Source organism: Dickeya lacustris, assembly GCF_029635795.1.
GTDB classification, from domain to species: Bacteria; Pseudomonadota; Gammaproteobacteria; order Enterobacterales; family Enterobacteriaceae; genus Dickeya; species Dickeya lacustris.
In genome coordinates this window covers 131,509-152,857 of the sequence record NZ_CP114280.1, presented here as the reverse complement: position 1 = coordinate 152,857, position 21,349 = coordinate 131,509, and the positions used below count along the sequence as shown (strand labels likewise).

Sequence of the window (21,349 nt, the reverse complement as noted above, 5' to 3'; positions counted from 1 at the left end):
AAAAAACATGCGAATCATGCAGGAACTTAAGCCCTTTCTGGCGCTGTATCGCCGCCACAGTATTCGGCTGGGATTTGGTATTGTGCTGGCGATTGTAACCCTGCTGGCAAGCATTGGCTTGCTCACGCTCTCAGGCTGGTTTTTGGCCGCCTCTGCGCTTGCCGGGCTACTCGGGTTAACCACGTTTAATTACATGCTGCCTGCCGCTGGCGTCAGGGGGGCGGCAATTTTGCGCACAGCCAGCCGTTACTTCGAGCGCTTAGTCAGTCACGATGCCACATTTCGCGTTCTCTTACATTTACGGGTGTTTACGTTTAGCCGCATTCTGCCGCTAACACCCGGTGGATTAGCGCGTTTTCGGCAGGCCGAATTACTCAATCGATTGGTAGCCGATGTCGATACGCTGGATCACCTCTATCTTCGCGTTATCTCACCGGTCATTAGCGCGTTGGCCGTTATTGTTACAATCGCCTATGGTTTAAGCCTGCTGGATCTCTCACTGGCGCTGACACTCGCCGCTATCATGTTAATTTTACTGGTATTGTTGCCCCCGGTGTTTTATCGGGCCGGTTGGCCGATTGGCACCGATATCACCGCATTGCGCGCTCGTTATCGGGTACAGTTGACGACCTGGCTACAGGGGCAGGCTGAACTCACCGTATTCGGTGCGCTAGCCGCATTCCGCCAGCAGTTGGATACCCTGGAACAGCGCTGGTTTAACCGGCAGCGCCAGCAAGCGGGACTCAGCGCGCTTTCCCAGGCCTTATTTATCGCCGCAGGCGGCCTCACCGCGACCTTGATGCTCTGGTTAGCAGCCGGTGGCATCGGCGGCTCATCACAACCGGGCCCGCTTATCGCGCTGTTTGTCTTCGCATCGCTGGCGGCGTTTGAAGCGCTGGCTCCGGTTGCAGGTGCATTCCAGCATATTGGCCAGGTTTCGGCGAGCGCGGCCCGTGTGCGCCAGCTGCTGGAGCTGCCGCCAGCCGTCACGTTTGTACAAGGCGGCCCCGCCGTGCCGCAACACCTTCAGGTAACGCTTGATAACGTCAGCTTTCATTATCCGGGCCAACTCCACCCTACTGTGCGCGAACTATCGCTGACGCTGGCAGCCGGTGAGCACGTCGCCCTGCTAGGGCGCACCGGCTGTGGCAAATCCACCCTATTGCAGCTCCTCACTCGCGCCTGGGATTGCACCGGCGGTGAAATCCGCCTAAACGAGACCCCGTTACAGGCATGGCCAGAGGACAGCTTGCGTCAAGCCATGTGCGTGGTGCCACAGCGCGTGCATATCTTTAGCGCGACGCTGCGCGAGAATCTGCGTTTAGCCGCACCCGAGGCTCACGATGAAAAATTGGCGCAGGTGCTCAGTCAAGTTGGCCTGGAAAAGCTGCTCACGGATGAACAAGGCTTGAATGCCTGGCTGGGCGACGGCGGGCGTCAGCTTTCTGGCGGCGAACAGCGCCGCATTGGTATCGCTCGCGCGTTGTTACATCCTGCCCCACTGATATTGCTTGATGAACCAACCGAAGGGCTGGATGCCGATACCGAGCAACGTATTCTGGCGTTACTGCGTGAGCACTGTGCAGAAAAAACGCTGTTGATGATAACGCACCGCCTGAGCGGGCTGGACAGCATGGATCGCGTGTTTGTACTGGATGATGGCCAACTGGCCGAACACGGCACGCATCATGAGCTCATGGCACGTCAGGGGCGTTATTGGCAATTTCATCAACACCTATGACCGGGGATCGCTATGCTGCTGCCTGAACTGTCGCCCTTCTCACTTGAGTTTCCCTCTCCGCAAGCGGCATTGCGCAACCCGAACGGTTTGTTGGCCTTTGGCGGTGACTTATCCCCTGAACGCCTATTGAGCGCATACCGCCAGGGCATATTCCCATGGTTTTCGCCGCCTGACCCCATCTTGTGGTGGAGCCCCGATCCGCGAGCGGTGCTGTTCCCGGCCGAGTTCCACCTAAGCCGCAGCATGAAAAAACACATGCGACGCGCGCCCTATCAGGTTACGCTCAATCATGCGTTTTCAGCAGTCATGGCGGCCTGCGCCAGTGAACGTGATGAAGGAACGTGGATAGGCGATGACATGATGCAGGCCTACCTACAGCTACATCAGGCGGGGCATGCCCATTCCGTAGAAGTCTGGCACGCAGATCAACTCGTCGGCGGCTTGTATGGCATTGCTCAGGGCGGGTTGTTTTGTGGCGAATCCATGTTCAGCAGAGCGGACAACGCCTCTAAATTCGCGCTTGCCGTGTTCTTATCGCATTTTACCGGTTGCGGCGGCCAATTGATTGACTGCCAGGTACTCAACCCCCATACTGCGTCACTGGGTGCGCGTGAGCTATCCCGACACACCTTTCTCTCCCGGCTGCCCTCGCTCCAACAAACCCGCTTAAACGCTGATTGCTGGCAGCCCCAGAGACTGACTTTCCGCCCAGACTTTCTATCAGATAACGGCGATAAATGAGCATCAATCACTTACGCGCCTTTACATAATGAGGGTTTTTCGGCATTATCTTGCCGGTTAAAAACTAAGGTAATTAAACCTAGAGGATTCGATGGCCAAAGAAGACAATATTGAAATGCAAGGCACCGTGCTGGATACGCTGCCCAACACCATGTTCCGCGTTGAGCTGGAAAACGGGCACGTGGTTACCGCTCATATCTCCGGTAAAATGCGTAAAAACTATATCCGCATCCTGACGGGTGACAAAGTGACTGTGGAACTGACCCCGTACGACCTGAGCAAAGGCCGCATTGTCTTCCGTAGCCGTTAATCGCCCGCTCATCGCCCGGCGCGATGCGGTTGGATGTCGGCTCTCAGCCCTTGCCTGATGGCAGGGGTTTTTGCATTTTAGGGAAAGCGATGACCTCGCTCACGACGGATAGGCATAATATTGCGCTATAAAAAAGGGCACCAATTTTTGATGCCCTTTCGCTCAAACCACATTGTTCAAACTACATCGTTCAAACTACACCGCGCCGCTTGCGCTCACGCGGTTTACACGCAACGGCTGCCGGTTAATGAACCGCGCCTTCTGTTTTGGTTTTCTGCGCGCTCACAAAACGATACGTCAGCTGTTGTGCCGCATTATCCAGTTCCACCTTCACTGACCCGCCATCAACCAATGAACCAAACAGCAGCTCATTCGCCAACGGTTTTTTCAGGTTTTCCTGGATAACCCGCGCCATGGGGCGCGCGCCCATTGCCTTGTCATACCCTTTCTCAGCCAGCCAATTACGGGCTTCCTCGCTAACCTCAAGCGACACGCCTTTGGCATCCAGCTGCGCCTGCAATTCAACGATGAATTTATCCACGACTTGCTGAATCACCTGTGCGGATAAATGGTTGAACCAGATAATGCCGTCAAGCCGGTTACGGAACTCAGGCGTAAACACTTTTTTGATCTCTTCCATTGCATCGCTACTGTTATCCTGCTGGATAAGCCCGATGGATTTACGCTGGGTTTCTCGCACACCGGCGTTGGTGGTCATCACCACAATAACGTTGCGAAAATCCGCTTTGCGACCGTTATTATCCGTCAGCGTACCGTTATCCATGACCTGCAATAACAAGTTGAACACATCGGGATGCGCCTTCTCTATCTCATCAAGTAACAGCACCGAATGTGGGTGTTTGATAACTGCATCCGTCAATAACCCGCCCTGATCGTAACCGACGTAACCCGGAGGAGCACCAATCAATCGGCTGACGGTATGGCGCTCCATATATTCCGACATGTCAAAGCGCAGCAGTTCGATATCGAGCGCTTTAGCCAGTTGCACTGTCACCTCGGTTTTGCCCACCCCAGTCGGGCCGGCAAACAAGAATGACCCGACCGGCTTACGCTCGTGGCCCAGTCCGGCACGGCTCATCTTGATGGCTTCCGTCAGCGCTTCAATCGCTTTATCCTGACCAAACACCAGCATTTTCAGGCGGTCGCTCAAGCCACGCAGCACATCGCGGTCACTGGCAGATACGGTTTTTTCAGGAATACGCGCGATACGCGCCACCACCGATTCAATATCCGCCACGTTGACCGTCTTCTTGCGCTTACTGACGGGCAGCAGGCGGCAACGGGCTCCGGCTTCATCAATGACATCAATGGCTTTATCCGGCAGGTGGCGATCGTTAATGTATTTCACCGCCAGCTCTACCGCTGCACGAATGGCTTTCGCGGTATAACGGACATCGTGGTGCGCTTCATACTTGGTTTTCAGGCCATTGATTATCTGCACCGTTTCTTCAACGCTGGGTTCGGTAATATCAATTTTCTGGAAACGACGCGCCAGCGCACGGTCTTTTTCAAAGATATTGCTGAATTCCTGATAAGTGGTGGAACCCATTACGCGAATTTTGCCGCCAGACAGCAGCGGTTTTATCAGGTTGGCGGCATCCACCTGCCCACCCGAGGCCGCCCCCGCGCCAATAATGGTATGAATTTCATCAATAAACAGAATGCTGCTCTGGTCTTGTTCAAGCTGCTTAAGCAACGCCTTAAAGCGTTTTTCAAAGTCACCACGGTACTTCGTTCCCGCCAGCAGCGAGCCGATATCCAGAGAGTAAATGGTACAATCCGCCATCACCTCCGGCACATCCCCTTGCACGATTCGCCATGCAAGGCCTTCAGCAATGGCCGTTTTCCCTACGCCAGATTCGCCCACCAGCAACGGGTTATTTTTACGGCGACGGCACAGCACCTGTATAGTGCGCTCCAGCTCGCCATCTCGACCAATCAGCGGATCGATACCCCCCACGCGCGCCAGTTGGTTGAGATTTGTCGTGAAGTTTTCCATCCGCTCCTCCCCGCTAACCTGCTCTTCGTTAACCGGGTTTTCCTGGCTGGCAGCCGGGCCGGAGTCCTCTTTGCGCGTACCGTGAGAAATGAAATTCACCACATCCAGGCGACTGACATCATGCTTACGCAACAGATATGCCGCCTGGGACTCTTGCTCGCTGAAAATAGCGACCAACACATTCGCCCCGGAAACTTCGCTGCGCCCGGATGATTGCACATGAAACACCGCCCGCTGTAACACACGCTGAAAACTCAGCGTAGGCTGGGTATCGCGCTCTTCGTCACTTGGCGGCAGTGTTGGCGTGGTCTGTTCGATGAACGTTTCCAGTTCCTGGCGCAACGCGGTCAAATCAACCGTACAGGCTTCAAGCGCCTCGCGTGCGGAAGGGTTGCTAAGTAGAGCCAGCAACAAATGCTCTACGGTCATAAACTCGTGTCGGTGCTCGCGTGCTCTGGCGAACGCCATGTTGAGACTGAGTTCCAGTTCTTGATTGAGCATAGCCACCTCTCCCAATAAATTGCCTTACATTCAGGCTTTTTCCAGCGTACAGAGCAACGGATGCTCATTCTCCCTGGCATACCGGTTCACCTGTGCCACCTTGGTCTCCGCTACCTCGGCGCTGTAAACACCGCAGATAGCCTTACCCTGATAGTGAACTGTCAGCATCAGCTGCGTTGCACGTTCAATATCATAAGAAAAGAACTTTTGCAGAACGTCAATAACAAATTCCATCGGCGTGTAATCATCGTTGTTCAGTACAACGTTATACATCGATGGTGGCCGCAAAGCTTCAGTATAGTGCTCTGTGGCCTGTCCATCGGTCTGCGTGCCGGTACTATAGTTTCCCATCTTCAATCCAAATCTGCGCTGATACATAATGCGCCAGCTACGTCTTGTAGCGGCGGTCTGTATTCATTGTATCATCGCAGGCTCAGGATAGCGCAGCCCCCGTTACAGGAACGGCTGGCACGTTACCATCCGTTTGCTCTCTTAGATATTAACGGCAACAGAGCCTATCAATAGCGTTAGCTATATCAAATTTTCACAAAACTGATACAAACAGTCAGATTCAGATGCTTGACGCACTAAACGATTTCAATAGAGTGTAGAAGTGAATTGATGTTGTTTTAATCAATTTGTTCAGCCTTAACCCAATAACCTCACCTTAGAGAACACTCTAGCGAAGGATGAAGATGTATGGAGACAGGTACTGTTAAATGGTTCAATAACGCCAAGGGCTTTGGCTTTATTTGTCCCGAAAGCGGAGGGGAAGATATTTTCGCTCACTATTCCACCATTCAGATGGACGGCTACCGGACGCTAAAGGCCGGTCAGGTTGTAAAATTCACCGTACATCAAGGGCCGAAAGGAAACCATGCCAGCCTGATCGTTCCGGTCGTTGGCGAAACGATCGCGTAAATATCAGCGTTGCCTTTTCCGGCTCTTCACCTGTCAACACCGTGACCAGGGCGCACCACTCACTCATTTAATGCCGTCCGCGCTGCGGGCGGCATTTTTTGTCCGTTTCCTCACCGTGACTGGGCCGGTAGCTCCCGCAATATGCCTACAGGCACATACCGATTAATCGGCTCGCCCTCGCGCCAGCCATAGTACGCGCGAAAACATGCTGCGAAGAAGCGGCGGAATCATCGCTTCGCCGTACTCGGCCACCGTCATCGCCACTTCTATCGCCAAATCCGGTTTTGATGTACGGTGAATCGCTTTCGCTATGACTTTCGCCGCCGACAGCGGAGCAGGCTCCGGCAGTTGCGCCACCCGGTGGTAAACCTGACTAAATCCATTGCGATACATAAAATGCTCCATGTCCGGCGCGGTTAATACCGTCAGATGATCCCGTTCCGTCTCGCCCTGCGATTGCAACAAACTACGCGCCGTTGTCGCATATTTTTTCCCGGCATCATCGCCATCCACCAGCACATGCCACTCAATGCCCATACGGTAGGCGAATTTCAGCAGCGGCTTGAGCCCGGCTTGCGCAAACTCAATCACGCGCACGCCTTCAGCCTCAAAATGATGTCCACACTGGCGCGCAAGCTCATTGAGCATCCACACTTCCGTTTCCCCCTCCACCAGCAACCAGCAGCGGGCAAACAGCGACGACGGGCGGTTAAAGCGAATATGAAAAGTGATACGGCGACTGTCTTGCGGTGACAACCCCTGACGGCCAATACGGTAGGTCGCCACCTTCGCGGACTCACGTACCAACCGGCACACCTGTTCGACAGGCACCAGCGATAGCAACTCGCCGGAATTGGTGGTGGTCACTTTTTGTAGCGGTAACTGTGTCAACAATCCCCACGCGACGGACAGCATTATCGGATGTAACCGGGTTTCCGGGTCTTCGATTAGCAGCAGAGGGCGGGCGTGAGGGTCAAGCGCGGCTGACCCTTTTGCTTGTAGCAGCGTCGAGAATAATTCCAGCAAAATAATCCGACGGCTGCGACTGTTTGGCCCGGAAATCATCCGGTTAATCGTATCAAGCGATCGCCATGCCCGCCCATTACCGGTACGGGCATGGCGCGGGTGCCGCCTGGCATTGGGGTCGGCGCTCTGCTCTGAAAAATAGTGGTCAACCAATTGGCGCATCGCCACCAGCCCCTGACGCAACTCTTGATTTGTCAACCGATTAGGATTTTGCGCCAGCTCTCGCATCAGCGCTTCAAACTGATGCGACAAACGCTCGTTGTTATCTATCTGCGGCATTAACGTGCCGGGGTGGAAACGCCGGATAAAGCGCGCATCACGCAAGCGCAATACCGGGTGTAAGCGCACCACTTCGCTTGCCAGCCAGTCGATGTTATCCAGCGCTAACGGTTGCCCATTCGCATCCAGAAAACTGCGCCAGGTAAAAATCGCCTGACTCTCATCGACCTCACCTTCCAGCCGGTAAAAAATGCGGTGCAGCCGCCCTTCCCCTTTTATCCAGACGGGCGACAGTGAGCGATAACGCGGTGCCAGATGGTGGCCGGGTGCCGACTCGCAGAAAGTAAAGATAACCTGCAAATGCCGCTCGCGGCTGGACTCATTGCCGGGCGTAAAGTGAAAATCTTGTAAATCAAAATGATACAGTGGCAATGATGGCGCGAGCAGTAGCGAAAGCGCATCCAGCAGGCTGGACTTTCCCCAGGCGTTTTCACCGATTAAAACCGTATTGTCATCAAGCGTCAGCGATAAGCGATTAATCCCACGGAATCCAAGAATTTCGATTCTTTCCAGATACATCCGCGCCTCCTGCTTTGTGGTTTGAGTGCGAGCATGACGATAAACGCCTCACAGGGTCAAGTCCCCATCCCTCAATCTGCCTCTTACCGCATAAAAATGCGCGCTTCAGCAAGAATAGAGAAATGCGAATGATTGCTATCCACTCATGAAAATTGCGCCAAATCAATCTTGCTTTAAGTTGCCTTTAAAAACCCTTTTTCGTTTCTGTCTGGCGTTCTATCCTCATAACAGGCATTAAAAATGCAACTTTAAAAGGAAGCCATCATGTATTGCGTGCAATGTGAACAAACCATCCGAACTCCTGCCGGCAACGGTTGCGCCTACGCACAGGGCATGTGCGGCAAAACGGCTGAAACCTCTGACCTGCAAGACCTGCTGGTCGCCGTACTCCAGGGCTTGTCTGCCTGGGCCTTGCAAGCTCGCGCACTGGACATTATCGACCACGATATCGATCAGTTTGTACCGCGTGCGTTTTTCGCAACGCTGACCAATGTTAACTTCGATTCACCGCGCATCATTGGTTATGCCCGCGATGCCATTTCCCTGCGTGAGACGCTGGCCGCCCGCTGCCGTTTGTTAGACGCAAGCGTCGCCGTCGATCATCCAATGGCCGAACTGCAACTGGCAGGCGATGACCTGCCAGCCTTGTTACAGCAGGCCGCTGAATTCGCGCTAAATAAAGACAAAGCCGCAATTGGCGAAGACCTCCACGGCCTGCGCATGCTGTGCCTGTATGGTCTGAAGGGGGCAGCGGCCTATATGGAGCATGCTCATGTATTAGGCCAATACGACAACGCCTTGTATGCCGAATTCCACGCATTCATGGCCTGGCTTGGCACTGCGCCTACCGACGTTGATACCCTGCTCGGTAATGCGCTGGCAATAGGCAAGATGAATTTCGGTGTTATGGCGATTTTGGATAACGGTGAAACCACCGCCTATGGCCACCCACAGCCGACACAAGTCAATGTTCGCCCGGTTGCCGGAAAAGCGATTCTTATCTCCGGGCACGACCTGAAAGATTTACGCATGCTGCTTGAGCAGACCGAAGGCACCGGCATTAATATCTATACGCACGGTGAAATGTTACCTGCCCACGGCTACCCGGAATTGAAAAAATTCTCGCATCTGGTCGGTAACTACGGCAGTGGCTGGCAAAATCAGCAAAGCGAGTTTGCCAAATTCCCGGGCCCGATTGTGATGACCTCGAACTGCATTATCGACCCTACCGTCGGGCAGTATATCGACAGAATCTGGACGCGGAGTATCGTTGGCTGGCCGGGCGCGCAGCATCTCGAAGGGGATGATTTCAGCGCTATCATCGCGCAGGCACAGCAGTTGCCGGGCTTCCCGTACAGTGAAATCGAGCACATGATTACCGTTGGTTTCGGCCGCCAGACATTGCTGAACGCCGCAGACACCGTTATCGACCTGGTCGCCAGCAAGAAATTACGCCATGTATTCCTGGTTGGCGGTTGCGATGGCAGCCGGGACGAACGCAGCTATTACACCGATTTTGCGCGCAGCGTCCCTCAGGATTGCCTGATAATGACGCTTGCCTGTGGCAAGTATCGCTTCAATAAGCTGGATTTCGGCACGCTGGAAGGCTTGCCACGCCTGCTTGACGTCGGCCAGTGTAACGACGCTTATGCCGCTATCATGCTGGCAGTCAATCTGTCAGAGAAACTGGGATGCGGCGTTAACGATCTGCCGTTGAGCCTGATCCTCTCCTGGTTCGAACAAAAAGCTATCGTTATTTTGCTGACGCTGCTGGCGCTGGGCGTGAAAAATATTTACACCGGCCCAACCGCACCGGCTTTCCTGACGCCGTCACTGCTGGCCATTCTGAATGAAAAATTTGGTATGCGCGCCATCACAACGGTCGAGCAAGATTTAAAAGACATTCTTGTTGCCTGATTGACATCTGTTAGTTTCGCCTTCCGCCTGCCCTCGGGTGGAAGGCTGTTATGGAGATCCCCGATGGCCATGCCTACCGCACAATGCCCGAATCGCATGCAAGTCCATTCCCTGCATCAGGAAACCCCAGATGTCTGGACTTTATCTCTGATTAGCCATGATTTTTACCCCTGGCAACCCGGTCAGTACGCGCTGGTAAGTATCGCTAACAGCGATGAAACGCTACGCGCCTATACCCTGTCATCCACACCGGGCATCAGCCGCTTTATTACGTTAACGGTGCGTCGATTGGAGAACGGCGTAGGTTCTCGCTGGCTGACAGAACACGTCAAACCCGGCACCGAGTTGTGGCTCTCTGATGCACAAGGTGAATTTACCTGCGCCCATCTCGACTGCGATCGTTATCTGATGCTGGCCGCCGGTTGCGGCGTTACGCCAATTATGTCCATGACACGCTGGCTCTTGGCGAACCGGCCCGAGGTGGATATTCAGGTCATATTCAATGTGCGCGATCCGCAGCACGTTATTTTTGCCGATGAATGGCGTTCGCTCTGCCTGCGCTATCCAGAACAATTACACCTGACCCTGATGGCAGAGCAACAGGTGGAGCCGCATCATCTCGACGCCGGATTCCTCAGCGGTCGCCTGACGTCAGACATCCTGCACCAACGTGTGCCGGATATCGCCAGCAGAACCGTGATGACATGCGGCCCGCATCCCTATATGCAGCAGGCAGAAACATTCTGCTTGCAGGCGGGTGTGGCGCGTGAACATTTCTTCAAAGAGCAATTTGGCGCGCCGCCTGCCGAGCCGACAGAGGATGGCAATAGCCTGACCATGCGCATTCGCCACTCACTGCAAGCGGTGTCAGTGCCAGTAGGCACCAGCCTGTTGGCTGCGCTGGAAAGCCATCGTCTGCCGGTGAATGCCGCCTGCCGCGCCGGAGTCTGCGGCAGTTGTAAGACGCAAATACTTAGCGGTAATTACACGACGTCAAGTACCATGACGTTAACCCAGGCCGAAATAGAGCAAGGCTATGTGCTGGCGTGCAGTTGTCAATTGCATGGCGACGTTGAATTGGCTTGAGCGAATTTCATCTTTCCCCGCATCTGCTCCCGCCGCTGGATCGACCCCGCACTTTCGTTAAGATAACGTTAAACCGGGGTTTTTCCTGTTCCCGCTTATGGTTATAGTACCTGCTGTCACACCCCGGTTTCGGGGTTTGGCTCACCTGCGTCATGGGCCTGCTGATAAAGCCACTGACGATGTACTCAGGTTGTATATCTATCAACAGGGACCCGGCTACCCTCTCGCGCCGTTGTGGCAGGAGCAAAACCATGATGACTGTCAAACCCGCCCCGATACTGATCTTTGGCGCCAGTGGTTATATTGGGCGTCATCTTGTTACCCGCCTGAGCCACCAAGGTCATCCGATTATCGCCGCATCACGCCATGTCGATTCACTCTCGACCCTGCATCTTCCCGATGTGCGATGTGAATATGCGGATTTGATGAAGCCCCATACGCTGCCTGAAGGGCTATGGCAGGCCGAAACGCTCTATTATCTGGTGCATAGCATGGGCGACGGCGCAGATTTTCTTGAGCGTGAATATCAGTCAGCACAAAACTTGCGCCAGATTCTGCGCACCAGCAATGTGCGGCAAATTATCTATCTGGGCTCGGCGCAAACGTCCCACTCACCCTCGCTGCACATGCAGGCGCGCAAACTCACCGGTGACGTTCTGCGCAGCAGCGGCATTCCTGTTACCGAACTGCGCGCCGGTATTATTATCGGCGCCGGGTCTGCCGCTTTCGAAATTATGCGCGACATGGTGAACAACCTGCCGGTGCTCACTCCGCCTCGCTGGGTGCGCTCGAAATCCTCTCCGGTTGCGCTGGAAAATTTACTGACCTATCTCATTGAAATTCGTCATCATCCATCGCCACAGCATCAGATTTTTGATGTCGCCGGGCCGGAGTATCTCAGTTATCAGGATTTATTTGAGCGCTTTATCCGCCTGACAGGAAAACGCCGCCTGCTGATCCCGCTGCCGCTGCCAACCAGTCTGGTGTCAGCCTGGTTCCTCCATCTGGTGACATCGGTTCAATCGTCAACCGCCAGAGCGCTGGTGCAAGGGTTACGGCATGATTTACCGATGGATGACAGCGCGTTACGCCGCCTGATCCCACAGCGACTGATTGGCTTCGACGAAGCCGTGCTCGCAACGCTTTCCGATGAAAAAGCAGCGGCCAAGCACCCTGACTGGGGCCGCGATCCTGATGTTCAGGCGCGCTGGCAGCCGGAATATTCGTTTTACCCCAAGCAAGCCGGTTGTAGCTATAAAACACCGGCCAGTAGCCAAACGCTTTGGAAGATAGTGCAGCAAGTCGGTGGCGATGAGGGGTATTTTTATGCCAACTGGCTTTGGCAACTGCGAGCCCGGATTGATGACTGGTGCGGTAATCGCGTTATCTATGAGCGCCCGGCGCGCAAAGAGCTTGTTGAAGGCGATCTCATCCACGGCTGGAAAGTCATCCAGGTGGAGCCTCTGCAACAGCTAGTGCTGCTGTTTGGCATGAAAGCGCCGGGGCTGGGACGCCTGGCCTTTACCATTGACGACAGGGGAACCTACCGGATGCTCGACGTGCGCGCCTGGTGGCACCCGGCGGGGGCGGCCGGTCTGGGTTACTGGTTTGCCATGATGCCCGCTCACCTGTTCATTTTTCGCGGTATGGCGCGCCGTATTGCCATACTGGCGCAGGAAGAGGAGCAGCGGGATATTACCCGTATTTCATCGAGCGACTAACCCGCCGCAAGGCGGGCGTATTATGAACGACCAGCATACTTTTCCAGCAAGGCCTCAGCTATCGCCTCGGTTTGCGCATCCGCGTTGCCATCATAGCGCTGGGGCCGAAAATGCATTTGAAATGCGGCCACCACCCGACGCTGCTGTGCCTCGTTCATATCCGGCGTCACCTCGTAGCCATAGCGGGCCAGTTTTTCCAGCAGCGAGCGCCTATCAACCGGCGTGTACTCATGCCGGTTGCGTAAATAGAAGCGTACACGTTCAGCGTCCGGCCAGGCCCCTATGCCCGCCTGTGCCAGTTGTTGCCAGGGAAAGTGCGGGCCGGGGTCAATTTTGCGCTGCGGCGCAATATCGCTGTGGCCGACCACATTCTGAGGCTCAATCTGATGACGCTGAATGATTTGCCTTGCCAGTGCTATCACCAGGGCGATTTGCGCCGACGAATAAGGTTGCCAGTAACCTGTACCACCAGCCGTCTGCCGCCAGCCAGGGTTCTCTTGCTCAATGCCTATTGACGAGCTGTTAAGCTGGCTAACACCTCGCCAATAGCTGCGACCGGCATGCCAGGCAGCGAGGGTTTCGGGGAGAAGTTGCCATAACACGGGCTTACCTTCGTGGTAAGGCGGCGCAGACGGAATGAGATAGTGTGCGCTGACATTGCCCGAGCCAAGGATAGTCAGAGCGCCGTCAAAATCCTCAGCGGTATAATGCAGTACCAAAAAACGCACTCTTGGGCTGTGACTCGCCGCGACAACAGGCTGGGCCTGCCAATATTCACCTTTATCCACACAGGCGGTACAGCGTTCTACACGCGGGCTCTGACAACCGCCCAGCGCAAATATCGCCAGTAGCACCACGATATATCGACCATATTTCATCGTTACTTTCCGTTTTCACACCCTTCGTCTGAACAGGTTAACCGACACGCTATCCTGCCGATATCCCCTCTTTTTCCAGCCACTTTTACCATTGAATGACGCATTAGCAACATCATCATCACCCATAACATATTTTTGCAACTTAACGCACTGCTCCTCCGCCGACGCTCAAATGATGATTGTCCAGCAGAGTGCGATAATCCCCCTGACAAATCGACCTGTCAGGGCCACAATGCACGATTTTGTGCTAAAAAATCGACAAAAAATCGTGTAACTGCAAATTTTAACCCGTGGTGATTGCATAACTATTCTGCCGAGGCTACCATTTGCGGCATCAATGTCTATTCAATTCTTGCGCATGAGTATTCAACTAAACAGCATTAACTGTTTCTATGGCGCACATCAGGCGCTGTTCGATGTCACCCTTGATTGCCCATCTGGAGAAACACTGGTACTGCTTGGCCCAAGCGGTGCTGGCAAGAGCTCGTTATTGCGGGTGCTCAATTTATTGGAAACACCCCGCTCAGGGGCGCTCAGTATTGGCGGCAACACGTTTGACTTTAACCAGCCGCCATCGGAAACCGCCATTCGTGAATTGCGTCGCAATGTCGGCATGGTGTTTCAGCAATACAATTTATGGCCGCACCTGACCGTGCAGCAAAATCTGGTCGAAGCGCCCTGCCGGGTGTTGGGGCTTAACCGTCAGGATGCGCATGAGCGTGCAAAAAAACTGCTTACCCGCTTACGCCTGAATGATTTCGCCGATCGCTATCCGCTGCATCTTTCTGGCGGCCAGCAGCAACGTGTTGCGATTGCTCGCGCCCTCATGATGGAACCACAGGTGTTGCTGTTCGATGAACCTACCGCCGCGCTTGACCCGGAAATTACGGCTCAGGTGGTCAGCATTATTCAGGAACTGAGTGAAACCGGTATTACGCAGGTGATAGTCACCCATGAAGTGGATTTCGCCCGTAAAACAGCCAGCCGCGTGGTGTATATGGAGAATGGTCGCGTTGTAGAGCAAGGTGATGCTTCGCATTTTACTCATCCCCAGACACCCGAATTTGCTGGTTACTTATCTCACTGATTATTCGTCTCCTTGTTAAATAAGGATAATAATATGAAATCACTATTTATTGCCGCATTGCTCGGCGGGGTAAGTTTGTCAGCCGGTGCCGCTGACACGCTGCGTTTTGCCACTGAAGCCTCCTACCCGCCGTTTGAGTCTGTCGATGCCAGCAACCAGATAGTCGGGTTCGACATTGATTTGGCCAATGCGCTGTGTAAACAGATTCAGGCTACCTGCACCTTTAGCAATCAGGCGTTCGACAGCCTGATCCCCGGTCTGAAATTCCGTCGCTATGATGCCGTTATCGCCGGAATGGATATCACGCCGGAACGTCAGCAGCAGGTTTCATTTACTCAGCCTTATTACGAAAACTCCGCTCTCTTTGTCGCGAGCAAAGGCCAGTTCGCTGATATCGCCGCCCTCAAAGGCAAACGCGTTGGCGTACAAAACGGCACCACACACCAAAAATTCCTGCTGGATAAACACAGCGATATTACGGTTGTACCGTACGACAGCTACCAGAATGCGGTGCTTGACCTGAAAAATGGCCGTCTGGATGCCGTCTTCGGCGACACCGCCGTTGTCAACGAGTGGCTGAAGCAGAACCCGAATCTGGCCTCGGTGGGTAACAAAGTCACCGACAAAGATTACTTCGGTATCGGCCTTGGCATTGCCGTTCGTCAGAATAATGATGAACTGGTGAAGAAATTCAATGATGCCCTGAACAAAATCAAACAGGATGGTACTTACCAGACCATCTACCAAAAATGGTTCCAGCAGTAATCTGACCAATAGCCAATGACTGAATTTCATCCTCTCGCAAGCGCCGCCGGCATGACCGTCGGCCTTGCTCTTTGTGCGCTGGCGCTTGGCCTGCTACTGGCGATGCTGTTCGCGTTGTGGGAAACCGCGCGCTGGAAAGCGCTCAGTTTCATCGGCACGGCCCTTGTCACCCTATTGCGCGGCTTGCCAGAAATCCTTGTGGTGCTGTTTATCTATTTCGGCTCTTCACAGCTACTCTTGGTGCTCTCAGACGGTTTCACCCTCAACCTTGGTGTGGTACAGCTACCCATCAGGCTTGCTATCGATAACATTGAGGTCAGCCCCTTTTTGTGCGGCGTGATTGCCTTGTCGCTGCTGTATGCGGCTTACGCCTCACAAACCCTGCGCGGCGCGCTCAAAGCGGTACCGCGCGGTCAATGGGAGTCCGGCCAGGCGCTGGGCATGAGCAAAAGCGTTATTTTTCGCCGTTTAATCATGCCGCAGATGTGGCGTCACGCACTGCCGGGCCTTGGCAACCAATGGCTGGTGCTGCTCAAGGATACCGCGCTGGTATCGCTTATTAGCGTCAATGATCTGATGTTACAGACCAAGAGTATCGCCACACGCACGCAAGAACCCTTCACCTGGTATATGGTAGCGGCGATGATTTATCTGGTCATCACGCTGATAAGTCAGGTTATTTTGCGGCGCATTGAAGCGCGAACGACGCGTTTTGAGCGGAGACCGTGCTAATGCTCAGTTATATTCCTGAACTGCTCAAAGGGCTGCACACCAGCCTGCTGTTAACCGTACTGGCGTTACTGCTGGCGTTAGTGCTGTCGCTGGCGCTGACGGTGGTGCTGACGTTAAAAACGCCGCTGTTATCGCCGCTGGCGCAGGGCTATATCACGTTGTTTACCGGCACACCGCTGCTGGTGCAAATTTTTCTGATTTACTACGGCCCCGGCCAATTTGAGGCCATCCGCCAGATAACATGGTTATGGAATATGCTTTCGCAACCCTGGTTCTGTGCGGTCAGCGCCTTAGCACTCAATAGCGCCGCTTACACGACGCAGCTGTTTTACGGCGCGGTGCGCGCGATCCCCGCCGGGCAATGGCAATCCTGTGAGGCGCTGGGGATGGACAAACGCCAGACGCTGCGCATTCTGCTGCCCTTTGCCTTTAAACGGGCGCTGTCGTCGTATTCCAATGAGGTGGTGCTGGTCTTCAAAGGGACGTCGCTTGCCTACACCATTACCCTGATGGAGGTGATGGGATACGGGCAGTTGCTGTATGGCCGTACCTACGATGTGCTGGTATTTGGTGCCGCCGGGATCGTGTATTTGTGTGTCAACGGGCTGCTAACGCTGTTAATGCGTATTGTTGAGCGCCGGGCATTGCGCTTCGAGCGTCACGGCTGATTTATCTCGCCAGTCTGTATTTTGATGTTCAGATGCCGACATGTCTGTGTCGGCATTTTTATATCCTAAACTCAACGCACCTTTATTTACCGGAGTATGTCATGAAGAAGTTGATTGTTGCGGCCTTGCTGGCCGGTTGTGCCTTTGGCAGTCAGGCCGCTGACACCCTGCGTTTTGCCGCCTCCGCTACCTATCCGCCCTTTGAATCACTGGATGCCAATAACCACATAGTGGGGTTTGATATTGATTTGGCCAATGCCCTGTGCAAACAGCTTCAGACCACCTGTAGTTTTACCAATCAAGCCTTTGACAGCCTGATCCCGGCCCTGAAATTCCGCCGTTATGACGCGATTATTTCCGGTATGGACATCACGCCTGAGCGCAGTAAGCAAGTGGCGTTTACTCAGCCCTACTACGCCAACTCAGCGATCATCATCGCGCAAAAAGGCAAATACCCGACGTTCGCAGACTTGAAAGGCAAACGTATCGGGATGGAGAACGGCACCACGCATCAGAAATACCTGCAAGAAAAACACCCGGAAGTACAGACAGTACCGTATGACAGTTACCAAAACGCGCTGATCGACCTGAAAAACGGCCGTCTTGACGGTGTGTTTGGCGATACCGCCGTGGTTAACGAGTGGCTGAAAGCCAACCCTGAGCTGGCCACTGTCGGTGAGAAAATTACCGATAGCGCCTATTTTGGTATCGGTCTGGGCATCGCCGTGCGCCTGGATAATCAGGCGCTACTGGAAAAACTGAACAACGCGCTGGCAGCCATCAAAGCCAATGGCACGTATAAAGCCATCAATGACAAGTGGTTCCCTCAGCAATAATTTCTGTACGTGTGACGCTGCCTGCCGACCGGCGGCGTCACCTTATCACATCAATCAGGCTCGCCGTTGCAGCAACACCAGCACTTCATAGTGCGCAGTATGCGGGAACATATCGAATAATTGAGCTTGAGCTATCTGGTATTCGGGCAGGCGCGCAATATCTTGCGCCATCGTCAGCGCATTACAGCTCGAATAAAGCAGATACGGCGGCGCCATCCGGCTCAGAGAGTCACACAACACCTCGCCAATACCGCGCCGGGGCGGATTAACCATCACCAGATCCGGCGTGTGCGTTTCGCCAACGGCAAAACGGGTAGAATCCAGCGCCGCAAAACTGACGTTTTCCAACCCCAGTTGCGCTGCAGAGCGTTGTGCGCAAGCAATCGCTTCCGGGCTGATTTCAATACCGATTAACGCCGTTTGCGGGCCTGCGCAGTGCAAGCCGAAACCGCCGACGCCGCAAAACAGATCCCACATGCTGCGCACCGGTAATGCCGCCACCCACTGCTTTGCCGTGTCATACAAGGCGGCAGCCACGTGCGGGTTAGTCTGAAAAAAACTTTGGGGCCGAATATACAGCGGCACCTGATTAAAACACTCTTCGAGCGCCTGTTCCGGCGTTAACGCAATCTCCTCCTCCCCTTCCAGAATAGCCTGGTGGATAGGCTGAATATTGGCCGAGATAACAGACAACTGCGGTAATTGCGCCATCAGCCACGGCAATGCGGCATTCAGCGCCGGTACTTTGGCCTGTGAGCGCAGCACGAAACGCAGCATAAAACGCCCGCTCAGTTGGCTTTGCGTGAGCAGCAAATACTTCAACTCACCCCGGCGGCGCGCCACGTTATAGGGCGTTAAACCGGCACGTGCGATAAAGGTTTTTAGCACCGCAAACACCGGCGCAAAGCTGTCTGGATAGAGCGGGCAATCGCAGAGATCGACCGCCGTACCATCACGATGTAACGTGCCAAACAACGGACGCTCTACGCTGCCGCTCACCACCATTTTAGCTTTATTGCGAAACGCCGACTCTGGCGATGGCACAGGATCGCGCCACTGTTGTACCGGGTAATCCCCTAGCAGCGCTGTCAGATGTTTTTGTTTGTCAATGAGTTGCTGAGGGTAATCCAGCTCCAGCCATTGGCAAGAACGGCAGGAGCCATCGTGATAACGGGCACATTGCATGGCGAGTTTACTGTCAATCATCAGGATAAAAACGGGGGCTGATTGTATCACTCCCTTCAGATAAAGTTACGGATGGTGCATAAAAAAACGCTGACTACGCCGGGGAACAAACAGCAGCAAAATCAGTAAAAAATCCGGTAAACGCTGCATAATTAACTGATTTAACACCTCGGCAGGCCCTTCACCGCTGACATGAAAAATAGGTGGCAGAAACTCCATCAGCGAAGCCAGCAGCATATAGACCGTGACCAGGCACTGCGTCAGCAAAAAACACCATCGCCCCCGGTTAATACCACTGAGCACCGCGAACCCACACCGAATTTCCACGCACAGCACCAGCAATGCGGCCAGCAACACCATGGTACTGTCCCACTGTCGGGCGTTACTACTTAGCCAACCACCAAATCCGCTCATTCCAAGCTCGCTGATAGTTAACATCACACTCAAACAACGCGTGGCAATAATGGCCGACCCCGCCACCATCACCGCGACCGGCGCAAACAGGCTGCGCCGCAGAACCTCTCGCTTGATGTGCTGCATGTTTGCCCCCAGAAATGACAACGCCACCAAAAAGTATGGCGGCGTTGTGGGAATTGGCAAATACTCGCGCTATCGCGTTCGTCTTTTGTGACGGTTAACCGCGCCGGGCCTTTTGCACATCGCGTTGGCGCTGTTTTTCTGAGCGGGCCATAAACCACCAGGCAATCAACCCGATGATGCCAACGACCAGAAGGATCAGCGATGCCAGTGCGTTGATCTGCGGGTTAACCCCCATGCGCACGCTGGAGAACACCAGCATCGGTAAGGTGGTTGCGCCGGGGCCGGAGACGAAGCTTGCTATCACCAGATCATCGAGCGACAGCGTAAAGGCCAACAGCCAGCCCGAAATCAACGCGGGCGCTATCATCGGTACGGTAATAATAAAAAACACCTTTAGCGGCGTCGCACCGAGATCCATCGCCGCTTCTTCAATAGAGCGATCCAGTTCACGCAGGCGGGCGCTAATCACCACCGTGACATAAGCCGAACAGAAGGTCACATGCGCCAGCCAGATAGTCAGCATACCGCGCTCGGCAGGCCAACCGATCGCTTGCGCCAGCGAGACAAACAGCAGCAGCAGCGACAAACCGGTAATCACATCCGGCATGACCAGCGGGGCCGTCAGCATAAAGGCAAAGCCGTTGGAACCCCGGAAATTGCCAAAGCGCACCATCACTACCGCCGCCAGCGTGCCCAGTACCACCGCCATCGTGGCCGACGCAGCGGCAATGGTCAGACTAAGCGCCACCGCACTTATCATGGCGGAGTCTTCAAACAGTGCGCTATACCACTGGGTAGACCAGCCTGCCCATACCGTAACCAGCCGCGAGCTGTTAAAGGAATAGATAACCAACATCAGCATCGGGGCATACAAAAAACTGTATCCCAACACCAGGATCAGCGTCCGCCACGGCGAACGCACAACCGGTAAATGATTCATGCCTGATCCTCCGCCGCTTTATTCTGATGTTTATGGAACCAGATTATCGGCACAATCAGCAGAATCAGCATCACCATCGCCACCGCTGAAGCCACCGGCCAGTCGCGATTATTGAAAAACTCTTGCCACAGAATACGGCCAATCATGATGCTATCCGGCCCGCCCAGCAGCTCAGGGATAACGTACTCCCCGACGGTCGGGATAAACACCAGCATGGAACCTGCAATAATACCGCCACGCGTCAGCGGGACAATCACGCTGAAGAAGGTCTTCACCGGGCGCGCGCCCAGGTCTAGCGAGGCTTCGACCAGCGAATAATCCAGCCGCGTCAGCGCGGTATAAATCGGCAACACCATAAATGGCAGATAGGAATAAACCACGCCGATATACACCGCCAGATTGGTATGCAGAATCACCAGCGGTTGATCGATAACGCCAAGCCATGTCAGGAAATTATTTAATATGCCGTTGTCTTTCAATATGCCCATCCAGGCATAGACGCGGATAAGAAATGACGTCCATGACGGCAAAATCACCAGCAATAACAAAATATTGCGGGTAGATGCCTTGCTATGTGCCACCGCCCACGCCATCGGATATCCCACCGCCAGACAGCACAATGTGGATATTGCCGCGACTTTCAGCGATTGCAGGTAAGCATCGATGTACAGCGGGTCTGATAACAATTGCAGGTAATTGCCGATATTCAGGCTTATCTGTAAACGGTTATCCGCCCAGGCCAACAGATCCGTGTATGGCGGAATGGTGCGGGCCATTTCTGCAAAACTGATTTTGAACACAATCAGAAATGGCAGCATAAACAGGCACAGCAGCCACAAATAGGGAAACACAATCACCCATTTGCGCCCGTGCGCCAGACGCAAGCGCGCCAGTGCAGCACGCCATGGACTCATCGGCTGGCCCGGTGGTTCATGT

General features: G+C 54.2%; 20 protein-coding genes. 12 read left to right on the top strand and 8 right to left on the bottom strand.

Annotation, left to right across the window (positions count from 1 at the left end; all coding sequences use genetic code 11):
• Nucleotides 1-16: 16 nt before the first annotated feature.
• The 3 genes from cydC to infA all read left to right on the top strand — a co-directional run bounded on the left by cydC (nt 17) and on the right by infA (nt 2,792).
• Nucleotides 17-1,741, top strand: coding sequence for a heme ABC transporter ATP-binding protein/permease CydC (gene cydC / locus O1Q98_RS00685; RefSeq protein WP_125259695.1), 1,725 nt, complete (start codon nt 17-19; stop codon nt 1,739-1,741).
• Nucleotides 1,742-1,753: 12 nt separating this feature from the next.
• Nucleotides 1,754-2,482 carry a leucyl/phenylalanyl-tRNA--protein transferase gene (gene aat / locus O1Q98_RS00680; protein ID WP_125259696.1) on the top strand — a complete coding sequence of 243 codons (729 nt, stop codon included), beginning with the start codon at nt 1,754-1,756 and terminating at the stop codon, nt 2,480-2,482.
• A gap of 91 nt (nt 2,483-2,573) precedes the next feature.
• Entirely contained in the window at nt 2,574-2,792 is a 219-nt protein-coding gene (gene infA / locus O1Q98_RS00675; protein ID WP_002211347.1) for a translation initiation factor IF-1, read from the top strand.
• Between the two features lie 244 nt (nt 2,793-3,036).
• On the opposite strand, the gene clpA is transcribed toward infA, so the two are convergent.
• Both clpA and clpS read right to left on the bottom strand, forming a co-directional pair.
• A complete protein-coding gene (gene clpA, locus O1Q98_RS00670; RefSeq protein ID WP_125259697.1) occupies nt 3,037-5,313 on the bottom strand; it encodes an ATP-dependent Clp protease ATP-binding subunit ClpA in 2,277 nt (758 codons plus the stop codon).
• Between the two features lie 30 nt (nt 5,314-5,343).
• Nucleotides 5,344-5,664 carry an ATP-dependent Clp protease adapter ClpS gene (clpS, locus tag O1Q98_RS00665; protein WP_125259698.1) on the bottom strand — a complete coding sequence of 107 codons (321 nt, stop codon included), beginning with the start codon at nt 5,662-5,664 and terminating at the stop codon, nt 5,344-5,346.
• Nucleotides 5,665-6,012: 348 nt separating this feature from the next.
• On the opposite strand from clpS, the gene cspD reads away from it, so the two are divergent.
• Nucleotides 6,013-6,234 (top strand): cold shock-like protein CspD, encoded by a 222-nt coding sequence (cspD, locus tag O1Q98_RS00660; RefSeq protein ID WP_125259699.1) that lies wholly within the window; start codon nt 6,013-6,015, stop codon nt 6,232-6,234.
• 162 nt (nt 6,235-6,396) lie between these two features.
• Here cspD and O1Q98_RS00655 read toward each other — a convergent pair whose 3' ends face one another.
• Nucleotides 6,397-8,058, bottom strand: coding sequence for an ATP-dependent endonuclease (locus O1Q98_RS00655; RefSeq protein WP_125259700.1), 1,662 nt, complete (start codon nt 8,056-8,058; stop codon nt 6,397-6,399).
• Between the two features lie 264 nt (nt 8,059-8,322).
• On the opposite strand from O1Q98_RS00655, the gene hcp reads away from it, so the two are divergent.
• The 3 genes from hcp to O1Q98_RS00640 all read left to right on the top strand — a co-directional run bounded on the left by hcp (nt 8,323) and on the right by O1Q98_RS00640 (nt 12,782).
• Entirely contained in the window at nt 8,323-9,975 is a 1,653-nt protein-coding gene (gene hcp / locus O1Q98_RS00650) for a hydroxylamine reductase (RefSeq protein ID WP_125259701.1), read from the top strand.
• A 63-nt stretch (nt 9,976-10,038) separates the two neighbouring features.
• Nucleotides 10,039-11,061, top strand: coding sequence for an NADH oxidoreductase (gene hcr, locus O1Q98_RS00645; protein WP_125259702.1), 1,023 nt, complete (start codon nt 10,039-10,041; stop codon nt 11,059-11,061).
• A 251-nt stretch (nt 11,062-11,312) separates the two neighbouring features.
• Nucleotides 11,313-12,782, top strand: a complete 1,470-nt coding sequence (locus O1Q98_RS00640; protein WP_125259703.1) for a DUF2867 domain-containing protein — start codon at nt 11,313-11,315, stop codon at nt 12,780-12,782.
• Between the two features lie 20 nt (nt 12,783-12,802).
• Here O1Q98_RS00640 and O1Q98_RS00635 read toward each other — a convergent pair whose 3' ends face one another.
• Nucleotides 12,803-13,660: an N-acetylmuramoyl-L-alanine amidase gene (locus O1Q98_RS00635; RefSeq protein WP_125259704.1), complete on the bottom strand. Its 858-nt coding sequence runs from the start codon at nt 13,658-13,660 to the stop codon at nt 12,803-12,805.
• 358 nt (nt 13,661-14,018) lie between these two features.
• Here O1Q98_RS00635 and artP point away from each other — a divergent pair, with 358 nt between their 5' ends.
• The 5 genes from artP (at nt 14,019) to artJ (O1Q98_RS00610) (ending at nt 17,748) form a co-directional block, all read left to right on the top strand.
• A complete protein-coding gene (artP, locus tag O1Q98_RS00630) occupies nt 14,019-14,747 on the top strand; it encodes an arginine ABC transporter ATP-binding protein ArtP (RefSeq protein WP_205744263.1) in 729 nt (242 codons plus the stop codon).
• Nucleotides 14,748-14,780: 33 nt separating this feature from the next.
• Entirely contained in the window at nt 14,781-15,512 is a 732-nt protein-coding gene (artJ, locus tag O1Q98_RS00625) for an arginine ABC transporter substrate-binding protein (protein ID WP_125259706.1), read from the top strand.
• A 15-nt stretch (nt 15,513-15,527) separates the two neighbouring features.
• Entirely contained in the window at nt 15,528-16,244 is a 717-nt protein-coding gene (artQ, locus tag O1Q98_RS00620) for an arginine ABC transporter permease ArtQ (RefSeq protein ID WP_125259707.1), read from the top strand.
• Nucleotides 16,244-16,912: an arginine ABC transporter permease ArtM gene (gene artM / locus O1Q98_RS00615; RefSeq protein WP_125259708.1), complete on the top strand. Its 669-nt coding sequence runs from the start codon at nt 16,244-16,246 to the stop codon at nt 16,910-16,912. The genes artQ and artM overlap by 1 nt, the downstream gene beginning before the upstream one ends.
• Nucleotides 16,913-17,013: 101 nt before the next feature.
• Nucleotides 17,014-17,748: an arginine ABC transporter substrate-binding protein gene (gene artJ, locus O1Q98_RS00610; protein ID WP_125259709.1), complete on the top strand. Its 735-nt coding sequence runs from the start codon at nt 17,014-17,016 to the stop codon at nt 17,746-17,748.
• Nucleotides 17,749-17,802: 54 nt separating this feature from the next.
• On the opposite strand, the gene rlmC is transcribed toward artJ (O1Q98_RS00610), so the two are convergent.
• From rlmC to potH, 4 genes are all read right to left on the bottom strand, one after another.
• A complete protein-coding gene (gene rlmC / locus O1Q98_RS00605; RefSeq protein WP_125259766.1) occupies nt 17,803-18,933 on the bottom strand; it encodes a 23S rRNA (uracil(747)-C(5))-methyltransferase RlmC in 1,131 nt (376 codons plus the stop codon).
• A gap of 66 nt (nt 18,934-18,999) precedes the next feature.
• A complete protein-coding gene (locus tag O1Q98_RS00600; RefSeq protein ID WP_164512998.1) occupies nt 19,000-19,473 on the bottom strand; it encodes a YbjO family protein in 474 nt (157 codons plus the stop codon).
• Nucleotides 19,474-19,567: 94 nt separating this feature from the next.
• Nucleotides 19,568-20,413 (bottom strand): putrescine ABC transporter permease PotI, encoded by an 846-nt coding sequence (gene potI, locus O1Q98_RS00595; protein WP_125259710.1) that lies wholly within the window; start codon nt 20,411-20,413, stop codon nt 19,568-19,570.
• Nucleotides 20,410-21,327 (bottom strand): putrescine ABC transporter permease PotH, encoded by a 918-nt coding sequence (gene potH, locus O1Q98_RS00590; RefSeq protein WP_423201729.1) that lies wholly within the window; start codon nt 21,325-21,327, stop codon nt 20,410-20,412. The genes potI and potH overlap by 4 nt, the downstream gene beginning before the upstream one ends.
• Nucleotides 21,328-21,349 lie beyond the last annotated feature (22 nt).

Bases quoted from the DNA above. Each gene is read 5' to 3' on its own strand.
- cydC (WP_125259695.1), top strand. From the start codon at position 17: ATGCAGGAACTTAAGCCCTTTCTGGCGCTGTATCGCCGCCACAGTATT.
- aat (WP_125259696.1), top strand. From the start codon at position 1,754: ATGCTGCTGCCTGAACTGTCGCCCTTCTCACTTGAGTTTCCCTCTCCG.
- infA (WP_002211347.1), top strand. From the start codon at position 2,574: ATGGCCAAAGAAGACAATATTGAAATGCAAGGCACCGTGCTGGATACG.
- clpA (WP_125259697.1), bottom strand. From the start codon at position 5,313: ATGCTCAATCAAGAACTGGAACTCAGTCTCAACATGGCGTTCGCCAGA.
- clpS (WP_125259698.1), bottom strand. From the start codon at position 5,664: ATGGGAAACTATAGTACCGGCACGCAGACCGATGGACAGGCCACAGAG.
- cspD (WP_125259699.1), top strand. From the start codon at position 6,013: ATGGAGACAGGTACTGTTAAATGGTTCAATAACGCCAAGGGCTTTGGC.
- O1Q98_RS00655 (WP_125259700.1), bottom strand. From the start codon at position 8,058: ATGTATCTGGAAAGAATCGAAATTCTTGGATTCCGTGGGATTAATCGC.
- hcp (WP_125259701.1), top strand. From the start codon at position 8,323: ATGTATTGCGTGCAATGTGAACAAACCATCCGAACTCCTGCCGGCAAC.
- hcr (WP_125259702.1), top strand. From the start codon at position 10,039: ATGGCCATGCCTACCGCACAATGCCCGAATCGCATGCAAGTCCATTCC.
- O1Q98_RS00640 (WP_125259703.1), top strand. From the start codon at position 11,313: ATGATGACTGTCAAACCCGCCCCGATACTGATCTTTGGCGCCAGTGGT.
- O1Q98_RS00635 (WP_125259704.1), bottom strand. From the start codon at position 13,660: ATGAAATATGGTCGATATATCGTGGTGCTACTGGCGATATTTGCGCTG.
- artP (WP_205744263.1), top strand. From the start codon at position 14,019: ATGAGTATTCAACTAAACAGCATTAACTGTTTCTATGGCGCACATCAG.
- artJ (WP_125259706.1), top strand. From the start codon at position 14,781: ATGAAATCACTATTTATTGCCGCATTGCTCGGCGGGGTAAGTTTGTCA.
- artQ (WP_125259707.1), top strand. From the start codon at position 15,528: ATGACTGAATTTCATCCTCTCGCAAGCGCCGCCGGCATGACCGTCGGC.
- artM (WP_125259708.1), top strand. From the start codon at position 16,244: ATGCTCAGTTATATTCCTGAACTGCTCAAAGGGCTGCACACCAGCCTG.
- artJ (WP_125259709.1), top strand. From the start codon at position 17,014: ATGAAGAAGTTGATTGTTGCGGCCTTGCTGGCCGGTTGTGCCTTTGGC.
- rlmC (WP_125259766.1), bottom strand. From the start codon at position 18,933: ATGCAATGTGCCCGTTATCACGATGGCTCCTGCCGTTCTTGCCAATGG.
- O1Q98_RS00600 (WP_164512998.1), bottom strand. From the start codon at position 19,473: ATGCAGCACATCAAGCGAGAGGTTCTGCGGCGCAGCCTGTTTGCGCCG.
- potI (WP_125259710.1), bottom strand. From the start codon at position 20,413: ATGAATCATTTACCGGTTGTGCGTTCGCCGTGGCGGACGCTGATCCTG.
- potH (WP_423201729.1), bottom strand. From the start codon at position 21,327: ATGAGTCCATGGCGTGCTGCACTGGCGCGCTTGCGTCTGGCGCACGGG.